We start from the raw sequence: 26,646 nt of genomic DNA, 5'->3' as shown, positions 1-26,646 counted from the left end.
CAGCGCGGGGCGCGACACCGGGTCGCAGCCCCGCTCGGTGCAGGATCAGTCAGCCGGTCGTGAATTGCCGGAGTCGCGCTCTTCGAGCAGGCGTTCCATTTCGTCCATGATGGCATTCATCTTCGCGACCGCTGCGCGGTAGGGGCCAGGCGTAGCCATGTCGACGCCGGCATTCTTCAGCAGTTGGTACGGGTAGTCGGAACCGCCAGCGCGCAACAGGTTTTTGTAGTTGTCCACACCGGCCTTGCCCTCTGTTCTGATTTTCTCGTACAACGCGGTTCCCGCTGTCTGCGATGTCGCGTACTGATAAACGTACATGTTGTAGTAGAAATGCGGCACGAACATCCATTCGTTGGTGTACAGGTCATCAATGATGACCACGCCTTCGTCGTGCCCGTGGTAGCGCTTCAGGATGTCGCCATAGATTTCGGTCATGCGTTCGCCGGACAGCGCTTCACCGCGTTCAGCCGCTTCGTACAGGGCGAGTTCAAATTCGGCAAACATTGTTTGGCGGAAGAAGGTGCCCCGCATGCTCTCGAGACCGAAGCCCAGGTAAAACAGTTTTTCATCGACGGACTTCGCGTTCTTCGTCATGTAATCCTGCAGGATCAATTCCAGTGAGGTCGACGGAATTTCCGCGATGAACGTTGAATAGAATGCAGTCTCGAACGGCTGTTCCTGTTTCGAATAAATCGAATGCATCGCATGGCCCCATTCGTGCGCGAACGTGGACAGCGATTCGTAATCATCGTTGTGGTTCAGCAGTACATACGGGTGCACGTCAAAGGCAATCGGGTTCATATACGCGCCGGAGCGTTTGCCACGTTGCGGATAAACGTGCATCCAGCGCTGATTGATTGCTTCGCGCTGCAGTTCCACCCAGTCGTCACCAAGAACCTGCATCGCCTTCAGCGTTATTTCCTTGCTGGTTTCGATATCGAACTTCTTGTCGAGACTGACCAGCGGCGGATAGATGTCGTAGTAGTGCATCTGCTCGACGCCAAGCATGCGGGCGCGCAGCCGGAAGTAACGGTGCAGGGTCGGTAAAGCCTTGTTCACTTCGTCGACCAGCGTGTGGTAGACCTCGGGCGGCAGGTTGTCGTTGAACAGTTCGCGGTGCAGCACGCTGTCGTAGTTGCGTGCCTGGGCCAGCGAAGCCTGAGTTTGTAAATGGGTGTTCAGTATGGAGCCGACGCTGTTGCGATACTCACTCCATTTCGTCCAGAAGGTATCGAACACGAGTTTGCGGTCAGTCCGGTTTTCGCTACCTCTCCAGCGGCCGTAGCCCTGGGAATCTATGACGTCCGTTTCACCGTTGGACAGGGTGATTTCCGGCCAGGGGATATCCGAATTGGCAACGAGACTGTAAATATTGTTCGGTGAGCCAAAAGTCTGCGACAGGTACGCCAGTGTTTGTTCCGCCTCTTCGCCGAGCGTGTGCGGTGCGTTGCGCAATGTGTTTTCGAGCTGGAAGGCAAAGGGTGCAAGACGCGGCTCTTCTTTCTGATAAGCGTTGATCACTTCCTTGCCCACGCCAAGGAGTTCCGGATCTACCCAGGCCGTGGCTTGCGAGAAACGTGCGAACATGATGTCGCCAAGCTGATTGCGTTCCTGGCTTTCGGTGTCGCGCAGATCTTCGTCGCCTGCGAGGCTTGAATAGGCGTAGACCCGATAGGCATCGCGCGACGTTTTGGATATGAGTTGCAGCGTGTCAGCCAGCGATTCGGCACTGTCACCGAGCGTGCCGCGGCGGGCTTCAATCTTGCCAAGGTCACTAAGCACCTGTTCGCGAGCCTGGTCCCAGGCTTCGGGCGTCGGGAATATTTCGCTGAGGTCCCAGGTATAGCGCTCATCGACCGTGTCGTCGGCAAAACCGACGCTGGCGCAAAACAGCATGACGCCGGCAATTGCGGTACGCAGAAATACTCGCATCGGAAAATCTCCATTTTCTTTTATTGAGGGACTTAGACAGTCCGGTCGGGATCAGTTCGCCAGCTTTGCCGGTCTCGGGCCTGAAACTGGCCAAGGTCCGGTACTTTGCCAGTTTTGGTGTACATTGTCGCGATGACCCCGGCCAGCCGACGCCGCCTAGCGCGACACCTGATTCGACTCTCCATAAGTGGCGCCTTGTTGCTGCTGTTCGCGATGCACATCGGCGGCCGTCCCCGCGTTGAGTTCATTGACCGCGTTGAACATTATTTGTACGACGCGCGTCTGCGCGCCAGCATGCCTGGGACTGTCGATCCACGCATCGTGATTGTCGAAATCGACGAAGCCAGTCAGTTGGAACTCGGCCAATGGCCATGGCCACGAGATACCCTGGCCACCCTGGTGGACCGCTTGTTCGATGACTACGGCGTGCAGGTGCTCGGCCTGGACGTGTTGTTTGCCGAGGAAGAAGAGCGTCCGCTTGAGCGATTGCTGCATGAACTCGCCGCCGGCGAATTTGGCGATGATCCACATGCAGCCGCAATCCTTATGCGTTTGCAGAATAATCTCGACAGCAACCGGCGCTTTGCAGAATCGTTGATCGCACGCGATGTCGTCACGGGCTTTGTCTTCAAAGACACGCTGCGGAGCGGCGAGCCGCAGGCGACCGGGCGATTGCCCGAGCCAGTGCTGAGTAAAGAGCAGGTGGCGGGTATCGATGTGCCCTTCGTTCGCGCAGCGGGCTACGTCGGTACGCTGCCGGCACTGCAACAGAATGCGGCCGCCGGCGGTTTCTTCGATGCACCGCTCGTTGATGCCGATGGCGTGTTCAGACGCGCGCCGCTGGTTCAGCAATACGAGGGCGACCTTTACCCCTCACTGGCGCTGGCGGTTGCGTTACTGGCGCTTGATTCACCGCCGCTGTCGTTCGTGTTTGATACGGAGCGCGACGACTACAGCGGCCTGAACCTCGAGGCTTTGTCGATTGGCGGTCAGCACGTTGCTGTTAATGAACAAGCCGCCGTCTTCATTCCCTACCGGGGCCGCCAGGGCAGTTTCCCCTTCGTCAGAGCCATGGACGTCTTGTCAGGTGCCGTGCCGGCCGAGGTACTCAGCGGCCGCATCGTTTTGCTGGGTGCTACGGCTGCCGGCCTGCTGGATGTGCGATCGACGCCGGTTGCCCAGCGCTACTATGGCGTGGAAGCGCACGCGAACCTGATCAGTGGCTTGCTGGACGGTACGATCCGCCGGCAACCGTCCTGGTCGGGCGGTCTCGAGTTCGTCTTGTTGTTGTTGATCGCCGCTTTGTCAGCGCTGTTGCTACCGCGACTGTCGCCACTGGCGGCGCTGGCGTTCGTTGCGCTGCTGCTGGTTTCCACGACAGCGGTCAATTTCTGGTTGTGGACGGCACTTGATCTGGTCGTGCCACTGGCATCAATGCTCTTGTACATCCTGTTTGCCGGGCTGCTGCAGATCAGTTATGGCTTTTTCATCGAGTCACGCAATCGCCGGCATTTGTCGCGCTTGTTTGGTCAGTACATACCACCGCGCCTGGTTACTGAGCTCGCAGCCAGCGGCGAGGACGCCTCCATGCAAGGTGAAAGCCGCGATATGTCGGTGTTGTTCTCCGACGTCCGCGGCTTCGCGTCGTTGTCGGAAAACGTTGAGGCGCGCGAACTCACTCGACTGATGAACGAAATTCTGACGCCGATTACCGCAGTCGTTCACGAACACCGGGGTACCATCGACAAATACATGGGGGATGCCGTGATGGCCTTCTGGGGTGCGCCGCTGGCGGACGAGGATCATGCGCACAACGCTGTCACAGCAGGGCTGCAAATGATTGCGGCGGTTGCGGCGTTGCACGGTCCTTTCCGTCAGCGCGGCTGGCCGGCCATAGCGGTCGGCGTCGGTGTCGCCAGTGGCGAGATGAACGTCGGCAACATGGGTTCCGAATTCAGGATTGCCTATACGGTCATGGGCGACACGGTCAATCTGGGCTCCCGTCTGGAAGGACTGACCCGGCAGTACGGCGTCGACATGCTTGTCAGCGCGGACACGGCCAGGCTCGCGCCGCAATACGCCTACCGCGAGCTTGACCGGGTGCGGGTAAAAGGTCGCCAGGAAGCGGTCGACATCATGCAACCGCTGGGGCTTAAAGCAACGCTACCGGCGCAATGCCTCGCGGCCGCTGAAACCTTCAGCACCATGCTCGCGGCGTATCGCGCAGGCGATTGGGACAGAGCGGAAACACTACTGGATTCAATGGCAAGCGAACAGCAGGAAACCGTGCAGGAGGTCTACCGTGCGCGCATCCGCCGCTATCGAAACGAGCCGCCTCCGGCTGACTGGGACGGTGTCTTTGAACACGACCGCAAGTAGTCACTGTTGGGCCGGTTCGCAGTGCTGACATAAAATGCCATACTCAAGGCCACTGGTCATTCAGGAACTGTTGATGCCTGTAAAAACCTCGCGCGCAGTTGCCGGCGGTCTGGCTTGTACTGCGTTGCTGGCAATTTCGCTGGTCCCTGTCGCGGCACACGCGCAACGGGCCGCTTTGGAGTCGCCGGCAGCCGACGTTGATGCCGAGTTGCGCACACTGCTGGCGGACGCCGAAGACCTGCTGGCGGTGGATCGTGCGCAACCGGCCTATGAACGGCTGGTCAACGTAGAACACAAGCACGCGGGCAATCCACTGTTTGACTACCTGCTCGGCGTTGCGGCGCTGGATACCGGCCGTCATGGCATCGCCGTATTCAGTCTGCAGCGGGCGCTGTCGGTGGAGCCCGGTTTTTCCGGGGCGCGCCTTGAGCTGGCGCGCGCTTACTTTGAGTCCGGCTATCCCGAGCGGGCGCGGCCCCTGTTCGCGCAGACTCTGGACGAAAACCCGCCCATTGCGCTGCGGGACACTATTGTCCGCTACCTGCTGGCGATCGACGCGGCACCTGCCGCACCGGAGAGCCGACTCAAGGTCTACGCTGAGCTCACTGCCGGGCACGACAGCAATGCCAACGGCTCCACGGCCAGGGAACGGTTTCTCGGTTACGAGCTCAGTCGCAATAACGTCAAACAGGGCTCCGTGTTTGCCGGTATCGGTGCAGGATTCGATTGGCTGCGACCCGTCAGTGAACGTTTCTCGTGGCACGTTTCCGGTCACGCCGGGCACCGGCAAAACCCGGATGCGGATTTTGTTGATGCCACCGTGACCATGGGTGACGCCGGTTTTCAGTGGCGGCACGGTCAGTTGTTTGGCCGGGCTTCGGTCGGTGCTTACTACGGTTCGCGTGACGGCGATTCCAATGAATCGTTCACGGGCATCGAGGCGATGCTTGGGCGGCAACTGACAGACGACTGGGACCTCAGTGTCAGCGTGCATGGCGGCGCGCAACGTTACGATGACGCCATCGACATTCTCGATGTCGACCAGATCCTCTATGCGTTGACCGTGGCGCGACGTTTCGCGAATGGCGCACGCCTGAGTCTTGCCTTGCTGCGCGGCGCTGACGAGGAACGCGAAGCCGGCTCTCCGTACGGCAACCGGCAGTCCGGCGCGCGGGCGAGTGTTGCGCTGCCCATAGGCCCTGCCGCGCGTTTCGCGGCATCCATCCGCTCCCTGAGTCGTGATTACGATGGCCTGTTTTTTGGCGCAGCGAGGGAAGACCAGCAGCTGACTGCAAACCTGGAGCTGGAGTTTCGCGATGTCTGGTTGAACGGCTTGTCGGTGTCGCCACGCGTGCGTTTCATCGACAACCGCTCCGACGTATTGCTCTACCGTTATGACCGCTCCGAGTTCGGCGTGGGTTTGAAATGGACGCACCAATGATTTGTCGACTGCAACGCTGGCTACTGCTGGGCGCAGGTCTGCTGGCCATGCCGGTCAGCGTACTGGCTGCTGTCGCAGGACAGGTCATGTTCAGCACCGGCGAGGTGACCGCCGATCGGCAACCTCCCGCCAGTCTGGCCAAAGGCGATGACGTGTTCGTTGCTGATACGGTCCGCACGGGTGCGGCCGCACGCGCCCAGTTGTTGATGCAGGACGGTGCGCGGCTCGCGATTCGCCCGGAGAGTGCGATACGCATCGAAGAGTACGTTTATCAGGCGGCGGGCAGCAGCGCGGCACCGGCAACGAGTCGCAGCGCCAACCGCAGCGTGACCCGCTTGCTGAAAGGCGGTTTGCGCACGATTACTGGGGCGATCGGCAAGGATGACGAGAAGGCCTACGAAGTCCGGACGCCGGTTGGCGTGCTCGGAATACGCGGTACCGACTACATGCTGGTCTTCTGCAACGCGGATTGCCGTCCCGCAGGCAGTGGCACCGCGTTAGCGGAGAATGGCTTGTACCTTGGAGTCATCGAAGGTCACATTGTATTTCGCAATGAAACGGGCAGCATCGAATTGCGCGCCGGCGAACATGCGTTTGTGCCGCTGGATACGCGCCAGCCGCAACGGCTGGCCACGCCGCCAGCCGTGTTTATTGACGAGTTTGATCGTCCGTTGCGCGGGCCAACGCGGCCATCGCCGGTTGGCTTCGACAGCAAACTGGGTAGCCGACGGCAGCCGGACGTCAACACGACGCCGATAGACAACAATGATTTGGCCGACAAGGGCATGGACCGGACGGATGCACCGAAGCAGCCGCTGATCGGAACAGACGCGGACGGCAACCGGATAGACCTGTTGCCAGGGCAGCTGCAAGAGGTCCGGCCAATGCCCGGCGACAACCGCGACACGTACCAGTAGAGTCCCGCGGGGCGGCGATGAGCCGGTGCCAGCTGAAGGCAATGCATGCGCGACAAAACATGGAACCGCGTTCGCGGGTTACGTTCAAAACAAGACAACGAGCTGAGCTATGGAAAATAAAGTGCTGCGAGCGTTGCCTCTTGCCGTGATTATGTTGCTGGCAGGCTTCGCTGCAGCCCGTTTTTTGCCCGGTGAGGCGCCCGCAGGCCAAGCGGCATTGCCGAGCGAAGCAACCGTTCATTTCGACGACCAGCAGCCGGTAGAACAGCGTTTGCTGGCACTGGAGCGGGCCTTGGGCGAAGAACGTCAGGCTCGCCAGTTGCTGCAGGAAGAACTGGTTTACTTAACCGCAGAAATCGATCGATTGCGGCCCGCCCCGGGTCGCGGTGCGGATCCGGCAACTGCCGCAGCCAGTGTTGCGGCGGAAGAAGCTGGCCCCCGTCGATCGTTCCGCCGCAATTCCCGCGAGCCGCGCAGCGAGCAGCTGCTGGCAGCCGGGTTTGCGCCCGACCGGGCCGAGTGGATCGCGCAACGCGAATCGCAATTGGAGCTGGAGATGCTGGAGGCTCGCTATGAGGCGCAACGCAATGGCGACTTCAGCGGTTTGCGTGAGGCCCGCGATGCGAGCGCCCAAGCGTTTCGCCAGGAACTGGGCGCAGCGGATTACGAACGTTACCTGGAAGCCACCGGTCGCTCGACCAGTGTGACTGTGTCCAATGTACTGGACGGTTCGCCCGCCCAGGCAGCCGGCTTGCGGCCCGGCGACCAGATAGTCAGTTACGCCGGCAACCGCACCTACAGCATGTCGGATCTGAACAATGCAATCGTGCAAGGGCAGCCGGGCCAGACCGTGCTGGTGGATATCGTGCGTGACGGCATACCGATGCAGGTAGCGTTGCCACGCGGCGCGGTGGGCATCATGGGTGGTCGCCAGCGTCGCTAGTTGCGCGCGGAACGTCCGGGCCGCAATGCTCCGCTGTCGATCAGGCAGTGCTCAGGCAGGTCATTGGCGGGAATGCAAGCTGGTCATCGGCGGCAACGCCATGCAGAATGTTTGCCGGTTAAAGGTAATGCCGCGGGGCAACCGTCAACGTGAGTGTTCTTCGTTACACTATTCCCAACAGTTTCACAGCAGCCAGCCTGCTGCTGGGACTCGGTTCAATCGTTACCAGTCAACTCGGCCACCTCGAACTCGCGGGCTGGATGATCGTCTGGTGCGGTTTGCTCGACGTGCTGGACGGCCTGGCTGCACGTTTACTGAAAGCAACCTCCACCTTCGGCGCCGAATTCGATTCGATGGCGGACCTCGTGTCCTTCGGCGTGGCTCCGGGCATGCTGGTCTATCAGGCAGGTACGAGAATCGGTGGCGTCGAGTTTGAAAGCAACGCCTATTGGGTATTGCTGTTGTCGGTGGGTGTGTTCGTACTGGCGGGTGCCATGCGGCTCGCCCGATTCAATCTTTCCACGGGCAAGCCCAGCGACGGCTGGTTTTCGGGTATCCCCATCACGGCGGCGGGCGGCGGCCTCATCTCGACCATCGTCATATTGCTGGCGAAACACGAAGACTTTGCGGCCGTTTTGCCTTTGCATGCCTACTTGCCGGTGCTGATGTTCGTTCTCGCGCTGGCGATGATATCGAATATCCGCTTTCCGAAGATCCGGCGCCGGGACAACGTCCTGATCAATACCTTTCAGGGTTTCAATTTCGCCGCGACTTACTATTGCGGTATTACCCGCAGTTACCCTGAGTTTCTGTTTGCGATGGCGCTGTTCATTTTGATCAGCGGCATTATTGCCGGACGCCTGAGTCAGCGACCTGCGGACGCCGAGCCGCACAGCGGTTGAGGCAGCGGCCGGTTTTGTTATGACGCCCGTAAAACCGGCAGACGCGGCCGCCAGCAGTGAATTGCTGCAACGCCGACAACGCCTGCTGGGCCCGGCTTATCGCCTGTTCTACGACGAACCACTGCACATCGTGCGTGGCGAGGGCGTGTGGTTGTACGCGGCAGACGGCCGCCGTTACCTCGACATGTACAACAATGTGCCGCACGTCGGTCATTGCCGGCCAGAGGTGGTCGAGGCGATCCGCGCGCAGGTCGGCGTACTCAATACCCATACCCGATATCTGCACGAAAACGTCCTGGATTACGCCGAACGTTTGCTGGCGACGTTGCCCGCCGAGCTTGATACCGCGATGTTCAGCTGCACCGGAACCGAAGCGAACGAACTTGCCGTGCGAATTGCGCGCCTGGTGACGGGCGGCAGCGGCCTTGTCGTCACGGAGTTTTCCTACCACGGAAATTCGCAGGTGATTGCGGATATCTCGACCGAAGACACGCCGCCCGAACGCCGTCCCGATGCCGTGGTGACGGTGCCGTTCCCCGACACCTACCGCGGCAAGTACCGTGACGCGAACGCGGGCGAGCAATACGCAGCCTGTGTGGACGATGCACTTGCGGAGTTGGCGCTGCGCGGTATCCGGCCGGCGGCTTTTATTGTCGACACTATTTCCTCATCCAGTGGCGTGATTGACCTGCCGGCTGGTTTTTTGCGCCTTGCCGCGCAAAAGATTCGGGCTGCCGGTGGTTTGTTCATCGCGGATGAAGTGCAACCTGGTTTTGGCCGGACGGGACGGCACTTCTGGGGCTTCGAAGCTGACAATGTCGTGCCCGATATCGTGACCATGGGCAAGCCGATGGGTAATGGTCATCCGCTCGCCGCCACCGTCGCACGCCGTGACTTGCTCGAGCGTTTTGCCAGCAAGACCGGCTACTTCAATACCTTCGGTGGCAACCCCGTTTCCGCGGCGGCCGGGCTCGCCGTACTGGAGGTGCTGCAGCGTGATCAGTTGCAGGCCAATGCACTGGCCGTCGGTGAGTACCTGAAATACGGGCTTGCGACGCTCGCCAGCCAACACGCCTTGCTCGGTGACGTGCGCGGTCACGGTCTGTTCCTGGCCGTTGATCTCGTCAGTAACAGGGAGACGCGCGCACCGGCAACGTCGGCCGCGCGAGCCGTAGTAAAGGGTTTGAAAGACGTCGGTGTGCTGACCAACACGATCGGTCCGCACAGCAATATTCTGAAGCTGCGGCCGCCGATGGTCTTCAGTCGGGAACACGCCGACCTGTTTCTGCAACATTTCGCCAGTGTGCTGGAAAAAATTCCTGCGCCTGACTGAACGATAATCCGGGAAATTCGCGGGGGAATCATGCGCAAAATCTTGATATTGGCACTGCTGGTAATGGCGGGTTGCGGGCAACCGGCCACTGATGGCGATTTCAATTCAAAACTGGCTGGCTTTCAGCACCTGCCCGGTTTCATCGATCTCTACCACGATCTTGACGGCGGCAAAGTTTACCTGCGGCTCGACGCGCTCGACGCGCCGTTTCTTTACCAGTCATCGATGGCCCGCGGTGTAGGGTCCAACGATCTCGGGCTTGATCGCGGTCAGCTGGGCGACGCCTACGTGGTCGAGTTTCAGCGACACGGCGACAAGGTCTTGCTGGTTGCCGACAACCTGGACTACCGCGCGCAAAGCGACAGCGAGGAAGAGCGTGACGCAATTGCGGCGTCATTCGCGCGCTCCGTGCTGTGGGGGTTCAGTATCGCAGGCCACACCAGTGGCGCGCTTGTTATCGATGCAACCGACTTCTTCTTGCGTGATGCGCATCAGTTGGCGCGGCGCCTGAAAAACACGGGTGAAGGCACGTATGCGGTGGATGCGGCCCGCTCAGCAATCTACGCACCGCGCACCAAGGCGTTTCCGGATAACAGCGAAGTTGAAGCGGTGGTGACCTACAAGGGCGAACCCGGCGGCAACATTCTGCGTACTGTCGTTCCGGATCCGACGAGCATTACCGTGCATCTGCATCACTCCTTCATCCGCTTGCCGGACGACAACTACGAACCCTTGCCGTACGATCCGCGTGCCGGCCTGATCGGACTCAGTTACGGGGCAGACGGGTTTGCCGATTACGCCTCGCCGGTCGGTGACGAGTTGCTGGTGCGTTACGCGCGTCGCCACCGCCTGGAAAAAAAGGATCCTTCGGCGACAGTCAGCGAGGCGGTGGAACCGATCATTTACTACGTTGATCGTGGTGCCCCCGAACCGATACGCAGTGCCCTGATCGAAGGTGGCAACTGGTGGAACGCGGCCTTCGAAGCCGCCGGTTACAAAGACGCGTTCCGCGTGGAGCTGATGCCGGAAGGCGCGGACCCGATGGACGTTCGCTACAACGTCATACAATGGGTACATCGCTCGACGCGCGGCTGGTCGTACGGTTCATCCGTTCTGGACCCGCGTACCGGTGAAATCATGAAGGGTCATGTCACCTTGGGGTCGCTGCGGGTTCGGCAGGACTACCTGATTGCCGAAGGTTTGCTGTCACCGTACGGCGATGCCGAGCGGCCGGACGCAATGATGGCGATGGCCCTGGCGCGTATCCGGCAATTATCGGCGCACGAGATCGGCCATACGCTTGGTATCGAGCACAACTTCGCGGCCAGCACTCAGGGCGGCACGTCGGTCATGGACTATCCGTTCCCGGTCATCGGTCTCAGCGCCGACGGCGATATCGACCTCAGCGATGCCTACGGAGTGGGTGTTGCGGCCTGGGACAAGCGCGTCGTGCTTTACGGTTATCAGGATTTCGCGGACGACGTTGATGCAGTGGCCGCCCGGCAGGAGATCCTCGCGGAAACCTTGGCCACGTTGAAATACGTATCGGACGAAGACTCGCGCGCAGTGGGTACGGCGCATCCCGATGGCAACCTCTGGGACAACGGCGCGGATGCCATCAAAGAGTTGCAGCACCTGATGGCGGTTCGCGAACAGGCGCTCGCGAAGTTCTCGATCAATAATATTCGCGAAGGACGGCCCCTGGCGACGCTCGAGGAAGTATTGGTGCCGGTATACCTGCTGCACCGGTTTCAATTGCAGGCTGTCGCCAAGTTACTGGGCGGCGATTACTTCAGTTACGCGTTACGCGGCGATGGCCAACAAGCAACCCGGCCTGTCGCCGCCGGTCGCCAGCGCGCGGCGCTGGATGCCATGCTCGCAACCTTGAACCCCGATGTGCTGGCACTGTCGCCGGAGTTGCTGGCGACGCTGTCACCGCGGCCACCCGGGTACACGCTCGGTCGGGAATCGTTCCCGCGCGAGACCGGCCCGACATTTGATCCTTTCAGTCCTGCGCGCAGCGCCGCGGCACTGACGTTGCAGGCCTTGCTCGAACCGCATCGCGCCGCCCGGCTGGTGGCCGCCAATGCGCTGGACGCGGATATGCCAGGATTCGATGAAGTCCTGCGATCCTTGCTGGCAAGTACCTGGCTGGCGGAACGCCAGAGCGGCCAGCAGGCAGAAATTCAACGCAACACGAACCTGCTGGTGCTGGATTCACTCCTGCGTCTGCAGGTCGACGAGGATGTGTCACCGGCCGTGCGTGCGCTGGTGCTGGATACGGTAGCGGGTTTGCACGACTGGTTGACGGCGCGGGTCGGTGGCGAGCGCAATGCGATTTGGCGCGGCCATTATCGAATCGCCTTGTCACGAATTGCGCAAGCGCAGGATGACCCGCAAAGCATTCGCAAATTGCCGTCGGTTCCAGTGCCGCCGGGATCGCCTATCGGTTCCTGAGCTCCGCTGCTGGTGCGACCAACGCCGTGGTCACTGCGACGGCTCCAGGTCACGATATGAACCGCCAGGGTGGCCTGCCTTGTGAGGGTGTGGCGGCGCGTCTAGTATCGAACGGGCTCTGAGCGCTGGCTCGCGGGAGCCCGATACGCCGCGGCGGTAATTGCCTGTGCCCCGAGCGCATGGCGTTGCACCGAACCCGAAGGGGACCTCATGATGAAATTCACACGACGACGATTTCTCGGTACCGGCAGTGCATTGCCTTTCGGCCTCGGGCTTGCCGGTCTTGCCACGGCGGCAAGGGCAGACGCGGCGGCGGGCAAGGCCGACCTGATCGTGACCGGTGGCAGAATCTACACCATGAATTCGTCACAGCCGCGGGCCGAGGCGCTTGCGGTTCGGGGTGATCGCTTGCTGGCGGTTGGCAGCAACGACGACATACTGGCGTATGCATCGCCTGCCACCAAACGCATCGATGCGCGCGGCCTGACCATTACGCCCGGCTTCATCGATGCGCACAGTCACCCTCTGTTCGGTGAAGAAGCATTGGGCGTCAACGTCAACCTGCCACGCATTGCCGATGTTAAAGACGCGCTGGCCCGGCAAGCGGCGAAAACCCCGCCCGGTCACTGGGTGCGTGGTGTGATGTACGACGATACGAAGTTTGAAGAAGAGCGGGCACTTGAGCGCCGGGATATCGACGAGGTCGTGAGCGACCACCCGGTATTCGTCGGCCATCGTGGCGGTCACACCGCAGTCGTCAATTCGAAAGCGTTCGAGATTGCAGGCGTCACCGTCGATACGCCGGATCCCACCGGTGGCAAATACTTCCGTGAGAACGGTGAGCTCAGCGGCAAGATCGCGGAGCATGCGCTCGACGTGTTCCGCAAAGTCGGCACCTGGCCGAAAATGGATCGCGAAGTTCGCCAGGCATCGGCGAAAGTGGCGACCGCGAATATGGCAGCATCGAGACTCACCTCAACCACTGACGCTTACGGCAACGCCGACAACATGCGCGCCTACCAGGACGCGCTCGCCGCCGGTGAACTGAACTGCCGCGTGGCTTTCATGCCGGGCGGCAACAGCGACATGTTCGAGGGTTTGAAGGCCGCGGGCATACGTTCCGGCTTCGGCGACGACATGCTTCGTATCGGTGCCGTGAAGTACTCGGCGGATGGTTCGGCCTCGGAACGCACCATGAGCATGAGCACACCTTACAAAGGTCAACCGGATAACTTCGGCATTCTTACCATGACCCAGGAGCAGATCGACGCGGCCGTGGACGATGCGGTGGCGCACGATTTTCGGGTTGGCATACACGCGAACGGTGATGTCGCGATTGACATGGTTTTGAAAGCGTATGAGCGGGTGCTTGCCGGTCATACCGGCCAGAACCCGCGACATCGCATCGAGCATTGCTCATTGATCAACGATGAACTGCTGCGAAGAATTCGCGCGACAGGCGTCGTGCCAGCACCTTTCTACACTTACATCTACTACCACGGCAACAAGTGGCTCGACTACGGTGAAGAAAAAATGCAATCGATGTTTGCGCACCGCAGCTTCCTGGATGCCGGCATTCCCGTAGCACCGGCCTCGGATTTCACACCCGGCCCCTACGAACCGATGATGGCCCTGCAAAGCATGGTGACGCGTACGGATACGCGCGGCCGTGTATGGGGTGCAAACCAGCGGGTGGCGGTGGCCGAGGCGTTGCGGATCTGTACGGTGCACGGTGCCTACGCGTCTTTCGAGGAAGACCGCAAAGGCTCACTGCAACCCGGCAGACTGGCCGACTTTGTCCTGCTTGCTGAAGATCCGCACGAGGTCGATGCCAGCCGTTTAGTTAACATACCCATAGTTCGTACGGTCATGGGCGGCCGTACCACGTACGAGGCCTGATATGACCGATCGCTATACCTGCCGTTATTTGTTGTCTGCCATTTTATTGCCCGTCCTGCTGCTCGCCGGTTGTGGCGACGCCGCTCCCGATCCCGACGCGGCTGAGCGGGTGTTCATCAACGCGCGCGTTTACACCGTCAATGACGAACAACCGTGGGCAGAAGCGGTGGCGGTGCGTGATGACCGGATCGTTTACGTTGGCGACAACGCCGGCGCAGAGGCGCTGACCGGCAAACAGACCGCGGTGCACGACCTGGGCGGCAAACTGCTGTTGCCAGGATTCATCGACTCGCACATGCACCCGATCGGTGGCGGCGCTTACGCCAAAGCGCTGTCGTTGAATACCTTTGGTGAAGTCGATGAATGGATCGCAGCCATAGACGAATTCGCCGAGGCTAATCCCGATGCGCCGCTGATTTTCGGCTACGGCTTTCTGGCCAGCACCTTCGGGCCGGGTGGTCCCACCCGGCAGATGATCGATGGCGTTGTACCGGATCGCCCCGTGCTGATCATGGATGAAGGCTTTCACGGCGCATGGGCCAACAGCCGTGCGCTGGAATTGCTGAACATCACCCAGGATACCCGGGACCCGGCACCTGGCTTCAGTTACTACAAGCGCGATGCGAACGGCGATGCGACCGGTTACCTGCTGGAAGGCACCGCGGGTATGGCCATGGACGGACTCAATGCGATTACGACCGATACGGTGGTCGAGGGCACGGCCTACGTATTTGATGTGCTGAACCAGTACGGCGTTACGTCGGTGTTCGATGCGGGCGCAGGCGGTTACGGCGATGAACTGCCGGAAATCCTGTCGCGCCTTGAGCGGGCCGGCGACATGACAGTGCGTATCGTCGGTGCTTACCGACCCGGCGGGCCCAAAGACGTTGCCGATGCGGTTACCCGGGCGAAAGAGTGGGGTGCAACGATCAAGGGCGAACGCTATCACTACCTGGGGCTCAAGATCATGGACGACGGTACCGTAGAAGGCCGTACCGCCGCGATGTTCGAGGACTACCAGGGTGAGCCCGGCAACAGTGGTGAAACTGTCTATACCCAGGAACAGATGAACGAAATGGTGGTGGGTGCCGCCGCGGCCGATATCGACGTGCACATACACGCGCTGGGTGAGCGTGCGGTACACGAAGCACTGAACGCGATAGAGGTCGCACGCGAGCGCCATGGAGACAGCCGGTCGCGCTACGCCATCTGTCACATTCAGGTGATCACGGATCAGGACCTGCCGCGGTTTGCCGAGTTGGATGTCTTCGCGCAGAGCACACCGCTGTGGGCCTCCTACGACACCTACGGCGAGCAGTTCGTCAGCGCAGACCAGTTCCAGCGCTACTGGCGTTTCAAGAGCCTCGCTGATCTTGGCGTGGCACTGAGCTTTGGCAGCGACTTCCCGGCCAGCGGTGCCGGCATGCTGGGCATGTCCCCGGTACTGCAGATCGAGATCGGACATACCCGGCAAAGTGCCGGCGAGGCGGACGCGCCCGTGCAGCCCAGGGAGTCAGAGCGGTTAAGCGTGGCGGCGCTGGTGCGCGGCTTCACCATTGACGCGGCCCGGCAGATGCATATGGATGACGAGATCGGCTCCATCAAGACCGGCAAAAAGGCGGATCTGATTGTTCTGGATCAGAATATTTTCGAAGTGGAGCCGTATTCGATCCACCAGACCAAGGTGCTGCTGACCCTGATGGACGGTGAGGTTGTCTGGCAGCAATAAACCGGCCCGGTAACTTTTTTGCGGCAGGTGTAACCTTTTGCCGCCGGCGTGACTATAAGCCTGCAGACAATCACTCTTTGCGGGACTTACGATGACCATCAACAAGGTTTTATGCGCTTTTCTGGCTGTTGCCTTTGCCTGTGGTTCGCAGGCATATGCGGTTGACAGTGACGACTTGCCGGGCGACACCGTCTGGTACCTGCACGCTGATCTCGCCGGTATGCGCAGCAGCGAGTCAGGTCGCGAGCTGTACCGCTGGCTGGATGGCGAAGTGTTCGTCGAGGTCAACGAAGAGACCGGTATTGATATCGGTCGTGAGCTTGAACGTGTGACAGCCTTCTCCGCCGATGGGCCGGGAGTCACGATTGTGTTCGAAGGTACGCTCAGCCAGGAGACCAAAGACAAGCTCATGGGGATGGTGGCGTTGCAGGGCAAATTCGACCCGCGGGAACACGACGGCAAGGCTTACTTTTTTGCCGGCGAAGATGATGCTGAGTCGAACACGTCCGATCCGCTGGGCAATCTTCAGGAAGCTGCGTTCTTCAGTTTCGCGGTGCCGAACAAGGTGCTGGTGTCGTCCTCAGAGGGCCAGATGCAGGAGCTGCTGCGCAGCGGCGGCAAGATTGTTGGCAGCGGCGGCCACAAAGGTGCGTTGTTCGTGATGACCGCGGACAAGAGTTTCGTGCAGGCAGGGATGCGCGCCGAACATTTCGCCAGTGATGACGGTGATGACTGGAACTCGAACATTCTCCGCAATACCGAGCAGGCCGCCTTGCTGGTGGCGGATCGCGGTGGCTTGCTGGCAGTCGAGGCGCAACTCAAATCGACTGACGAAATGATGGCACGATCAATCGGCAGCGTGATTAACGGACTGATCGGATTGCAGGCATTCAACAGTGATATCGACCCGCAGATCCGGACCATGATCAGCAACACCAAGGTCAGTGTGGCCGATGCGGTGCTGAGTATCAGTACGGTGTTCGATCCGGCGATGCTTGTGCAGTTGTTGTCGGACTGATTACCACTGCTGCAGGTGCAAAGTGACGAACAACTCGCGGCCCACGCTCAGCAAGGCAATGCGGAGGCCTATGCCGAACTGGTCACTCGCTATCAGCAGCGCCTGTTCCGCTTCTTGCAGACGCGTTGCGCCAGTCGCGCCGATGCGGAGGATGCGCTGCAGGACGCGTTCGTTGATGCCTGGCGCTATTTGCACAGTTACAATTCGCGCTGGCGCTTCAGTACCTGGCTCTACCGCATTGCGCTGCGCAGGGCAGCGCGGCAACGCAACGACGCCACGCCGGGTGAGCAGGTTGCGACCGATCCTGGCGGGGATCCGCTGGCGGTTTGCATAGCCGCGGACGAGCGCGAGAATTTGTGGCGCACCGCACGTCGTCTGCTTGGCGAAGATGCGGTGACCGCGTTGTGGTTGCACAGCGTAGAGGGCATGGCCATCAAGGACATTGCGCGGGCGTTGCAACGCTCATTGCCCTGGACCAAAGTCAGCCTCATGCGCTCGCGACGGCGCTTGCGGGCGGCACTGATGGCACAGGAGGCGGCAAGCCCCGAGAGTGAGGCCTATGGATAAGCTCGATAAACAACTGGCTCAGGATGCAGCGGCGATCGATGCCGAACTGCCGGACGCGTGGCGGCAACGCCTGGATGCGCGCTGGCGGGAGGTCCGGCCGGCAACGAATGCCAACCGGCGGCGGCTGCCCGCTCTGCGTTTCGCCGGACTGGCAGCGGGTTTGCTTGGGCTGGTCGTGGCGATAACGCTGAGTCAGCGCACGCCCTCGGTAGAGGAGGTACCGCTGGCCACGGTGCCACCGTATTCGCAGGAGGTCTTCATGCCGGTGCCGCTTGAGGTCGAGCCGGTGGATCTGACCCAACCGTTACAGCAGGAACTGCTTAATCTGCAAGCGGATGTCGAAAAGGCCCGGCGGTCGATAGAACGCGATTTGCGTCGCTCTTTCTAGCGGCTGCGGTACCGGTTTTTTTGTCCGCTCGGCAGGAGGCCGTACACGGACCTTTCAAGTGCAACGCTCTGCTGTGCAGTCTGCCAGTGGAAATCGAATTCCGATTCCTCTATTCTGCCAGCTGGAATCAGTCCGTCCGTTTCAATTACGAGCGCGGCAGTCAGACATTCCGGGAAATACAAACGACGGTTTGCCAAGACAACCGCGAACAGGGGATACGCAAGACTACGAACGAACAAAGAACAACGGCGCGCTGACCAGATAGAGCGGCATTCACCTATTGCCGTCCACAAAAATCCGCACGGTCACGAACAAAGGATGCGACAGGTATGCCTTTAGCAGTAGTGTTGATTCTGTTAGTAGTGGGTTCGCTCGTCTTCCATTTCCTGAGCCCCTGGACCTTTACGCCGCTCGCCTCTAACTGGGGCGCGATCGATTTCACCATCGATATCACCTTCGTCGTCACCGGATTCGTTTTCGTCGCCGTGAACCTGTTCATGGCCTGGTGCGTCATCAGGTACCGTGCCAAAGCCGGCAGCAAAGCGAACTACGAACCCGAAAATCAAAAGCTGGAGTGGATACTGACCGTCGTGACAACCGTGCTGGTTGCCGCGATGCTGGCACCCGGACTCTTTGTCTGGGCCAGTTTCGTCAAAGTGCCCGACAATGCGATTGAGATCGAAGCGATCGGTCAGCAATGGCATTGGAGTTATCGGCTGCCGGGTGAAGACGGCGAGTTCGGTAATGTCCACAACGCTTTTGTTACCGCGGACAACCCGTTTGGTATGGACCCGGAGGACCCGAACGGGCTCGACGATATTCTGGTTTCAAGTGCGGAGGTGCATGTTCCTGTTGGCACCCCGGTCAAATTCAACCTTCGTTCCAAAGACGTGCTGCATGATTTCGCGGTCGCACAGTTCCGGGTCAAGATGGACCTGGTACCCGGCATGATGACTTACATGTGGCTGACGCCAACGGTGAACGGGCGTTACGAATTGTTGTGTGAAGAGCTCTGCGGTATCGCGCATTACGCAATGCGCGGCGCGGTCATCGTCGAAGACAAAGCGGACTACCTGGCCTGGGTCGACACGCACCCTACTTACGCTGAAACGCTGGCAGTGGCCGCTGGCAATGCCACAGTAGGTCAGGCGCAATACGCTGTCTGTGCGGCCTGCCACGGCCCACAAGGCGAAGGTGTTGTTGCTATGAACGGGCCGAAGCTTGCGGGGCAGAGCGCCTGGTACCTCAGCAACCAGATCAAGGCATTCAAAGCCGGGCTAAGAGGCAGCCACGAAGACGACATTTACGGACGGCAAATGGCGCCGATGGCCATGATTCTGGCGAACGACGCGGCCGTCAACAACGTGATCGCCCACATTCAGAGCTTGCCGGATACCGCCCCGGAAGCAACGGTTGAGGGCAACCCCGCTGCCGGCGAAAAGCTGTACACCGTTTGTTCTTACTGCCATGGGCCGGACGGACAGGGCTATCAGACCATGAACGCACCACGCCTCGCCGGTATGAGCGACTGGTACCTGGCGCGGCAGCTGGAACATTTCCGTAACGGAGTACGCGGCGGACACCCGCAGGACTACTACGGCATGCAGATGGGTTTCATGTCGCAGGTGTTGCAGGACGAACAGAAATTGAATGACGTTGTTGCTTACATCAACACCTTGTGAGCAGACGGAGACAGATGCCAGGCACGCGATAAACAAGTAAACACTACGAGGAATGCCAGATGGCTTACGTTGCAATCGCAGATCGTGACCACGAGATCGAGCACCACGATCCGCAGACTTTCATTACGAAATACGTCTGGAGCCAGGACCACAAGGTCATTGCCATCCAGTACGGTATGACGGCCGTATTCGTTGGCCTGGTCGCACTTTCGCTGTCTGTAATGATGCGCCTGCAGCTCGGCTTCCCCGATAATTTTTCGTTTATCACGCCTGAGAGTTATTACCAGTTCGTCACCATGCACGGCATGATCATGGTGATCTATCTGCTCACGGCATTGTTCCTTGGCGGATTCGGTAATTATCTGATTCCGCTGATGGTCGGCTCGCGCGACATGGTCTTCCCGTACCTGAACATGTTGAGCTTCTGGGTCTATCTGCTGTCCGTTCTTATCCTGCTGGCCAGCTTTTTCGTGCCCGGCGGCGCGACCGGTGCGGGATGGACCTTGTATCCACCGCAGGCCATATCGCCAGGTACACCGGGTATCGAGTGGGGCATCATTCTGATGCTGGTGTCGTTGGTGGTGTTCATCGTGGCGTTCACGATGGGCGGCCTCAATTACATTACGACGGTGTTGCAGGCACGCTGCCGCGGCATGACCCTGATGCGCATGCCGTTGTCGGTGTGGGGCATCTTCATGGCGACGATACTTGGCTTGCTGGCGTTTCCGGCGTTGCTGGTCAGCGCGCTGATGATGTTGCTGGACAAGACCATACTCACCAGCTTCTTCATGCCGGCGATGATTGCGGCTGGTGAACAGGTAGAACATACCGGCGGCACACCAGTCCTGTTCCAGCACCTGTTCTGGTTCTTCGGGCATCCCGAGGTGTATATCGTTGCGTTGCCGGCGTTCGGCATTGTGTCGGACCTGCTGGCGACTCATGCGCGCAAAAATATATTCGGCTATCGCATGATGGTCTGGGCAATTCTGGCCATCGGCGGTCTCAGCTTTATTGTCTGGGCGCATCACATGTACGTCAGCGGCATGAACCCGTATTTCGGCTTCTTCTTCGCGACCACTACGCTGATTATCGCGGTGCCTACGGCGCTCAAGGTTTATAACTGGGTGCTGACACTGTGGCAGGGCAATATTCACCTGCGTGTGCCGATGCTGTTTGCCATCGGCTTCATCTTCACCTTCATTCACGGCGGCCTGACCGGCATTTTCCTCGGCAATGTCGTTGTCGACCTGCCGTTATCGGATACCTATTTCGTCGTTGCCCATTTCCACATGGTGATGGGGGTGTCGCCTATCCTCGTGGTGTTCGGCGCGATTTATCACTGGTACCCGAAAATTACCGGGCGCATGTTCAATGAAACACTTGGCCGCTGGCATTTCTGGCTGACGTTTCTCGGCACCTACTCGATTTACCTGCCGATGCATTACCTTGGCTTTCTCGGCGTGCCGCGGCGCTACTTTGCGATGGGTAATACCGAATTCATGCCGGAGTCCGCGCACGACCTGAATGCGGCGATTACCATCTCGGCGATCATTGTTGCGCTGACCCAGATTCTGTTCTTCATCAATATTTTCTGGAGCCTGAAACACGGCAAGAAAGCGGAGGGCAATCCGTGGGGTGCAACCACGCTGGAATGGCAGACACCGGACACGCCACCGAAGCACGGCAACTGGGGCCATGAACTGCCCGAGGTGCATCGCTGGGCTTATGACTACAGCGTGCCGGGTCAGGAGCAGGACTTTACGCCGCAAAACGTACCGGCGAGTGTTGTTCCGGTCGGTTCCGAACACTAAGTGGCCATGCACTCTGAATTAGGTTTGCGCACATGACGATTACCCTGGTTTTTCTTGCTGCGATCATGGCAACAGTCATTGGCTGGCTCCTGCGCCAGACGCTGGGTACGCAACCCTGGGTGTCCAGTGCCGCAGATGATGCGGTCAGCGGCAATTCGCTGGAAACCAACGCCAAGACTATCGGCCTGACCACGTTTCTTGCAGTGGCGACATCGCTGTTTGCTTTGTTCATCAGTGCTTACACGATTCGAATGCGGATGGGCGCTGACTGGATTCCACTGACTGAGCCGCAATTGTTATGGCTCAATTCGGGTTTTCTGGTGTTGTCCAGCATTGCCTATCACTGGACCCGCAACGCCGCGGTTGCCGGTCGCAGTGAGCGACTGAAACCCGGTTTGATACTGGCTGGTGCCTTTACCTTGCTGTTTCTGGTCGGGCAACTCACGGCCTGGCAAGGCCTTTACGCGACGGGTGTGACAGTCAGTGGCAACCCGGCCAACGCGTTTTTCTACCTGCTCACAGCACTGCACGGGCTGCATTTGCTTGGCGGTGTCTGGGTCTGGGCACGGTCGTTGATCCGCGTCTTTGGTGGTGCCGACGCCAACACGGTCAGGCTGAGCGTTGAACTCTGCACTGTGTACTGGCACTACCTGCTGCTGGTTTGGATCGTGCTGTTCGGGCTGATGCTAACAACCTGATAAGGAAAAAAAGATGTCGGAAGCTGCGCTAAGTACTACCGCGGAAGGATCAGGAGTCGTTCAGGACTTCTCTGCCGACAAGCAGGCGTTCCACGTGCCGTGGGGTAAGGCAATGATGTGGATATTCCTGCTCTCCGATACGTTTATTTTCAGCTGCTTCCTCGTTGGTTACATGACGGTGCGCATGTCCACGGCCGACCCCTGGCCGATTCCCAGCGAGGTTTTTGCGCTCAGCTTCGGTGGCGACCCGATCCCGCTGGTTCTGATCGCAATCATGACGTTCATCCTCATCACCTCAAGCGGCACGATGGCGATGGCGGTCAATATGGGCTATCGCAAGGACCGCAAACGAACCTTCTGGTTGATGCTGGCGACAGCCGCGCTGGGCGCCAGCTTCGTGGGTATGCAGGCGTTCGAGTGGACCAAGCTGATCGTCGATGAAGGCGTGCGCCCGTGGGGCAACCCGATGGGTGCGGCACAATTCGGCTCCAGTTTCTTCATGATCACGGGCTTTCACGGTCTGCATGTTTCCGCGGGTGTCATTTACCTGTTGGTCATCGCGTTCCGGGTCAAGAACGGTTTCTACGAGAAGCGCGGCGGCAATTACGAGATCGTTGAAATAGTCGGTTTGTACTGGCATTTCGTTGACCTCGTCTGGGTCTTTATTTTCGCTTTCTTCTATCTCTGGTAATTATCGACAGGAGTTGTTTTCCATGGCGCAAGAGCAACAACAACATCCGCTGGCGATCTATTTCTGGATATGGGGATTGCTGTTCGTCGTCAGCACATTGTCTTACATGGTCGATTACATCGGCTTTCAGGGCTACTTGCGCTGGACGCTGATACTCGTGTTCATGTTCATCAAGGCAGGGTTCATCATTGCCATATTCATGCACATGACCTGGGAACGGCGAGCATTGCAGCTCGCCATTCTGGTGCCACCCGTGGCGATATTGGTGTTGATCGGACTTATGTCTCTGGAAGGGGACTACACCTTCCTTACCCGCATCGAGTTTTTTGGCGAAAGCAGCTTCGTTCCGGAAAGTCCGCACCACTAACGGCTCCGGAAGCCGTATCATGGAGATCGTCGGGCGGCTCGCGCCGCCCGGCGATTTTTTTTTGACCGAGCGGGGACAAGCACTTGATAGCACTTCTTGGCATAGTGGCGCTGCTGACGATCGCAGTCGTGTTTTCTACAGATCGGCGGGCGATAAATTTGCGCACCGTGGGTATCGCCTTTTTCCTGCAGGTCAGCATTGCCGGTCTGATCATGTATGTCCCGTCAGGGCGCGACGCGCTGCAATGGGTGGTGAACGGCGTTCAGCACGTCATTAACTACGGCAACGACGGCATTGTGTTCGTGTTCGGCAATAAGACCGGCGAAAGTCTGGGCTTCACCATAGCTCTGAACGTTCTGCCGGTGATCGTGTTCTTTTCGGCCCTCATGTCATTGCTCTACTACCTCGGCATCATGCAGCGGGTGGTTGGTGCGTTGGGCGGTCTGTTGCACAAGTTGCTCCGTACCAGCGAAACGGAATCAATGTCGGCTGTGTCCAATATTTTCGTGGGCCATACGGAAGCGCCGCTGGTCGTGAAACCGTATCTCGAACGAATGAGCGATTCCGAACTGTTCGCCGTCATGACCGGTGGCTGTGCGACTATCGCCGGCGCGGTAATGGCCGGTTACGCAGCGATGGGGGTTGATCTCAAATACCTGATCACCGCCAGCTTCATGGCGGCGCCCGGGGGCTTGTTAATGGCCAAGCTGATGATGCCGGAGACCTCGCCTTCCGCTACGCGTTTCGATCCTGCCGAGACCGGCGGCGAAGAGCGGGCCGTCAACGTGTTCGAGGCTATCGGTAACGGCGCTGCGACCGGCCTGACGCTGGCGCTGAATGTTGGTGCAATGCTGCTGGCATTTGTTGCGATGATCGCTCTGTTGAACGGTTTGTTGGGTGGCATAGGCGGCTGGTTCGGCTTCGAAGATCTCACTCTGCAATTCCTGCTGGGCAAACTGTTTGCACCGATCGCCTATCTGCTGGGTGTGCCGTGGGACGAGGCGAACACGGCCGGCAGTCTCATCGGTCAGAAGATGGTGATCAACGAATTCTATGCTTATGCAAATTTCGTATTAATCAAGGAATCACTCTCAGCACAGACCCAGGTGATCGTCACGTTTGCGTTGTGTGGCTTTGCGAATCTGGCCTCCATCGCCATTTTGCTGGGCGGTTTGGGCAGTATCGTGCCTTCGCGGCGGCGTGACATAGCGCGATTTGGGCTGCGTGCGGTGATTGGGGGTACACTGGCCAACCTGATGAGCGCGTCGCTGGCAGGTTTGTTCTACTCATTGCAATAAGTGCGGCCGGCAAAGGAGAGATTATGGCTAGAGCCATCATTCTGGTACTCGACTCCTTCGGAATCGGCGCAACGGCCGACGCCGACAAGTTCGGCGATGTTGGCGCCAATACGCTGGGAAGTATTGCGAAGTTGCGCCTGGAGTCGACGGGCAGGGCACTCTGCCTGCCGAACCTCGCGGGCCTTGGTTTGTTGCACGCCGCTCGTGATAGCGCCGGTGCGTTTCCGGCGGGCACCGAAACGAATGTCGAAATCATTGGTGCCTACGGCCACGCAGCGGAACTGTCGAGCGGTAAGGACACGCCGAGCGGGCATTGGGAGATTGCCGGCGTACCCGTGTTGTTCGATTGGGGCTATTTCACCGAGCTGACCAATACATTTCCTGCCGAATTACTGGATGCCCTGGTTGCACAAGCCGATCTGCCGGGTTATCTCGGCAACTGCCATTCTTCGGGCACCACCATTATCGCCGAGCTCGGTGAAGAGCATATGCGTAGCGGCAAACCGATCTTTTATACCTCCGCGGACAGTGTTTTCCAGATCGCCGCGCACGAAGAAAGCTTCGGTCTCGAGCGTTTGTATGCCTTGTGTGAGATCGCCCGCAAGCTGGTTGATGACTACAACATTGGTCGCGTGATCGCTCGGCCGTTCATCGGGACCGACAGCAGCAACTTCGTCCGCACGGGCAATCGACGGGATCTGACCACGCCGCCGCCGGCACCGACGGTGCTGGACAAGCTGGCGGACTCGGGTGGCGAAGTCATCAGTATCGGCAAGATCAGCGACATCTATGCGCATCAGGGCATTACCCGGAAAATAAAAGCGAGCGGCAATGCCGCGTTGTTCGATGCCACATTGGCGGCCCTGGCAGAGGCACCGGACCGGTCAATCGTGTTCACCAACTTCGTCGACTTTGACATGCTCTACGGTCATCGCCGCGATGCGCAAGGGTATGCGGAAGCGTTGGAATACTTTGACGCGCGACTGCCCGAGTTGATGGCCCAAATGAATGCCGACGACCTGTTGCTCATCTGCGCTGACCACGGTTGCGACCCGGCGTGGCCCGGTTCGGACCACACTCGAGAGCACATTCCGGTGCTGGCTTACGGTGCGGCTGTAGCCCCCGGATCACTGGGTTTGCGGGATTCATTCGCCGATATCGGCCAGAGCCTGGCCACGTTCTTCGGTCTCGAGAAAATGGACTACGGCACGAATTTTCTGAAGTCGTAGCCGGACGCCCGGCCAGGGCACTCCAGTGCCTACTTGCTGCAACCAGGCGTTGCTTTACTGATCAGTGGCGTTTGCCGGCCATTACGGTTTCGGCTTGTTCGTAGCCCAGTTTGATCATTTTCGCGGCGTGTTGAAAATCCATTGTGCCGCAAGCGTTACGCGGGATTTCTATCAGTTCATCCGGCGGGTACACCGCCAGCTTTTGCCGCGAAATTGTTGCCTGCATCGCATCGAATGCCTGATTGGCGATTTCGAACGGCCCCCAGTCCTTACTGCTGTCGCCCTTGCTGCCGTTATTGATGCCCAGCTTGTCGATGAAGGCATCGATTTTTGCGCGCAGTCCGGTTCTGTTGTGGTCAGAATCGTCATCGGCTGACTTGTCGGTATTGCAGTGGCCGTCGGCGGCACCGCCGAGATTGACGGCAATGCAGAGATCGGTGCCATCGCCGAACGTGGGTGCAATGGGTACCGGGTTCAATACGCCGCCGTCGATCAGCGTCTTGCCATCGCGCCGGGTCGGCGTCAGCAGCAACGGCAGGGATATGGACGCGCGGATGGCGTCGAATAACGGACCGTCCTGCAGCCAGACCTCTTTTTCTCCATCCAGGCTGGCGGCAACGGCGGTGTAACGAATCGGAAGTTCCTCAATCAGGCGGTCCCCAACAAGGTCCTTGAGCGTGTCGATGATCCGGTCACCTTTGACGAGGCCACTGATTTGCCAGGAGAGATCCATTAAGCGGAACATTTCGCGTTCGGTAATGGCACAAAGCCAGTCCTCAAATTCGTCAAGCTTGTCTGCCGCGTAAACGCCGCCGATCAGTGCGCCGATGGAACAGCCGGAGACCGATCGAATATCGTAATTATTTTCGGCGAGCCAGCGAATGACGCCGATGTGCGCGGCGCCGCGGGCGCCGCCGCTGCCAAGTACCAATGACACCGATCGCTTTCGTCGCTTGCTCATGATT

21 protein-coding genes are annotated in these 26,646 nt (G+C 59.4%); 19 read left to right on the top strand and 2 right to left on the bottom strand.

Translation table 11 applies throughout. From position 1 onward, the window contains the following. Positions 1-45: 45 nt before the first annotated feature. A complete protein-coding gene (gene pepF / locus BA177_RS15620) occupies positions 46-1,932 on the bottom strand; it encodes an oligoendopeptidase F (protein ID WP_197493150.1) in 1,887 nt (628 codons plus the stop codon). 132 nt (positions 1,933-2,064) lie between these two features. On the opposite strand from pepF, the gene BA177_RS15615 reads away from it, so the two are divergent. The 19 genes from BA177_RS15615 (at position 2,065) to BA177_RS15520 (ending at position 25,681) form a co-directional block, all read left to right on the top strand. Continuing rightward, positions 2,065-4,311 carry a CHASE2 domain-containing protein gene (locus BA177_RS15615; protein ID WP_068619510.1) on the top strand — a complete coding sequence of 749 codons (2,247 nt, stop codon included), beginning with the start codon at positions 2,065-2,067 and terminating at the stop codon, positions 4,309-4,311. A gap of 73 nt (positions 4,312-4,384) precedes the next feature. Further along, positions 4,385-5,752: a surface lipoprotein assembly modifier gene (locus BA177_RS15610; RefSeq protein ID WP_197493149.1), complete on the top strand. Its 1,368-nt coding sequence runs from the start codon at positions 4,385-4,387 to the stop codon at positions 5,750-5,752. Beyond that, positions 5,749-6,669, top strand: a complete 921-nt coding sequence (locus tag BA177_RS15605; protein WP_068617716.1) for a FecR family protein — start codon at positions 5,749-5,751, stop codon at positions 6,667-6,669. Before BA177_RS15610 ends, BA177_RS15605 begins: the two co-directional genes overlap by 4 nt. A 109-nt stretch (positions 6,670-6,778) precedes the next feature. Then, the gene (locus tag BA177_RS15600; RefSeq protein ID WP_068617714.1) at positions 6,779-7,612 is read left to right on the top strand and encodes a PDZ domain-containing protein; all 834 of its coding nucleotides are present in this window, start codon (positions 6,779-6,781) and stop codon (positions 7,610-7,612) included. 149 nt (positions 7,613-7,761) lie between these two features. Continuing rightward, complete coding sequence (pssA, locus tag BA177_RS15595; RefSeq protein ID WP_068617712.1) at positions 7,762-8,514, top strand: CDP-diacylglycerol--serine O-phosphatidyltransferase; 753 nt, start codon at positions 7,762-7,764, stop codon at positions 8,512-8,514. 19 nt (positions 8,515-8,533) lie between these two features. After that, a complete protein-coding gene (locus BA177_RS15590; RefSeq protein ID WP_068617711.1) occupies positions 8,534-9,847 on the top strand; it encodes an aspartate aminotransferase family protein in 1,314 nt (437 codons plus the stop codon). Between the two features lie 30 nt (positions 9,848-9,877). Beyond that, complete coding sequence (locus BA177_RS15585) at positions 9,878-12,304, top strand: zinc-dependent metalloprotease (protein WP_068617708.1); 2,427 nt, start codon at positions 9,878-9,880, stop codon at positions 12,302-12,304. A gap of 210 nt (positions 12,305-12,514) precedes the next feature. Beyond that, positions 12,515-14,203, top strand: a complete 1,689-nt coding sequence (locus BA177_RS15580) for an amidohydrolase (protein WP_197493147.1) — start codon at positions 12,515-12,517, stop codon at positions 14,201-14,203. Between the two features lies 1 nt (position 14,204). After that, complete coding sequence (locus tag BA177_RS15575) at positions 14,205-15,932, top strand: amidohydrolase (protein ID WP_082990174.1); 1,728 nt, start codon at positions 14,205-14,207, stop codon at positions 15,930-15,932. A gap of 91 nt (positions 15,933-16,023) precedes the next feature. Then, a complete protein-coding gene (locus BA177_RS15570) occupies positions 16,024-16,950 on the top strand; it encodes a hypothetical protein (protein ID WP_068617706.1) in 927 nt (308 codons plus the stop codon). 15 nt (positions 16,951-16,965) lie between these two features. Next, positions 16,966-17,517 (top strand): RNA polymerase sigma factor, encoded by a 552-nt coding sequence (locus BA177_RS15565; protein ID WP_068617704.1) that lies wholly within the window; start codon positions 16,966-16,968, stop codon positions 17,515-17,517. Further along, a complete protein-coding gene (locus tag BA177_RS15560; RefSeq protein WP_068617702.1) occupies positions 17,510-17,905 on the top strand; it encodes a hypothetical protein in 396 nt (131 codons plus the stop codon). Before BA177_RS15565 ends, BA177_RS15560 begins: the two co-directional genes overlap by 8 nt. A 329-nt stretch (positions 17,906-18,234) precedes the next feature. After that, on the top strand, positions 18,235-19,587 hold the full coding sequence (locus tag BA177_RS15550; RefSeq protein ID WP_068617698.1) for a c-type cytochrome: 1,353 nt from the start codon (positions 18,235-18,237) through the stop codon (positions 19,585-19,587). 59 nt (positions 19,588-19,646) lie between these two features. Continuing rightward, the gene (locus BA177_RS15545; RefSeq protein WP_068617696.1) at positions 19,647-21,398 is read left to right on the top strand and encodes a cytochrome c oxidase subunit I; all 1,752 of its coding nucleotides are present in this window, start codon (positions 19,647-19,649) and stop codon (positions 21,396-21,398) included. A gap of 32 nt (positions 21,399-21,430) precedes the next feature. After that, on the top strand, positions 21,431-22,096 hold the full coding sequence (locus tag BA177_RS15540) for a cytochrome c oxidase subunit 3 (protein WP_068617694.1): 666 nt from the start codon (positions 21,431-21,433) through the stop codon (positions 22,094-22,096). 13 nt (positions 22,097-22,109) lie between these two features. Then, entirely contained in the window at positions 22,110-22,787 is a 678-nt protein-coding gene (locus tag BA177_RS15535; protein ID WP_068617692.1) for a heme-copper oxidase subunit III family protein, read from the top strand. A gap of 22 nt (positions 22,788-22,809) precedes the next feature. Continuing rightward, complete coding sequence (locus tag BA177_RS15530; RefSeq protein ID WP_068617690.1) at positions 22,810-23,154, top strand: cytochrome C oxidase subunit IV family protein; 345 nt, start codon at positions 22,810-22,812, stop codon at positions 23,152-23,154. A gap of 83 nt (positions 23,155-23,237) precedes the next feature. After that, on the top strand, positions 23,238-24,452 hold the full coding sequence (locus BA177_RS15525; protein ID WP_068617688.1) for a NupC/NupG family nucleoside CNT transporter: 1,215 nt from the start codon (positions 23,238-23,240) through the stop codon (positions 24,450-24,452). Between the two features lie 23 nt (positions 24,453-24,475). Continuing rightward, a complete protein-coding gene (locus tag BA177_RS15520) occupies positions 24,476-25,681 on the top strand; it encodes a phosphopentomutase (RefSeq protein ID WP_068617686.1) in 1,206 nt (401 codons plus the stop codon). A 61-nt stretch (positions 25,682-25,742) separates the two neighbouring features. Here the strand turns inward: BA177_RS15520 and BA177_RS15515 are convergent, their stop codons facing one another. Beyond that, positions 25,743-26,642, bottom strand: coding sequence for a patatin-like phospholipase family protein (locus tag BA177_RS15515; RefSeq protein ID WP_068617684.1), 900 nt, complete (start codon positions 26,640-26,642; stop codon positions 25,743-25,745). Between the last annotated feature and the right edge of the window lie 4 nt (positions 26,643-26,646).

Source organism: Woeseia oceani, from assembly GCF_001677435.1.
GTDB lineage: Bacteria > Pseudomonadota > Gammaproteobacteria > Steroidobacterales > Woeseiaceae > Woeseia > Woeseia oceani.
Note: the sequence above shows the minus strand (reverse complement) of the source record. Positions and strands in the feature narration are given on the sequence as shown.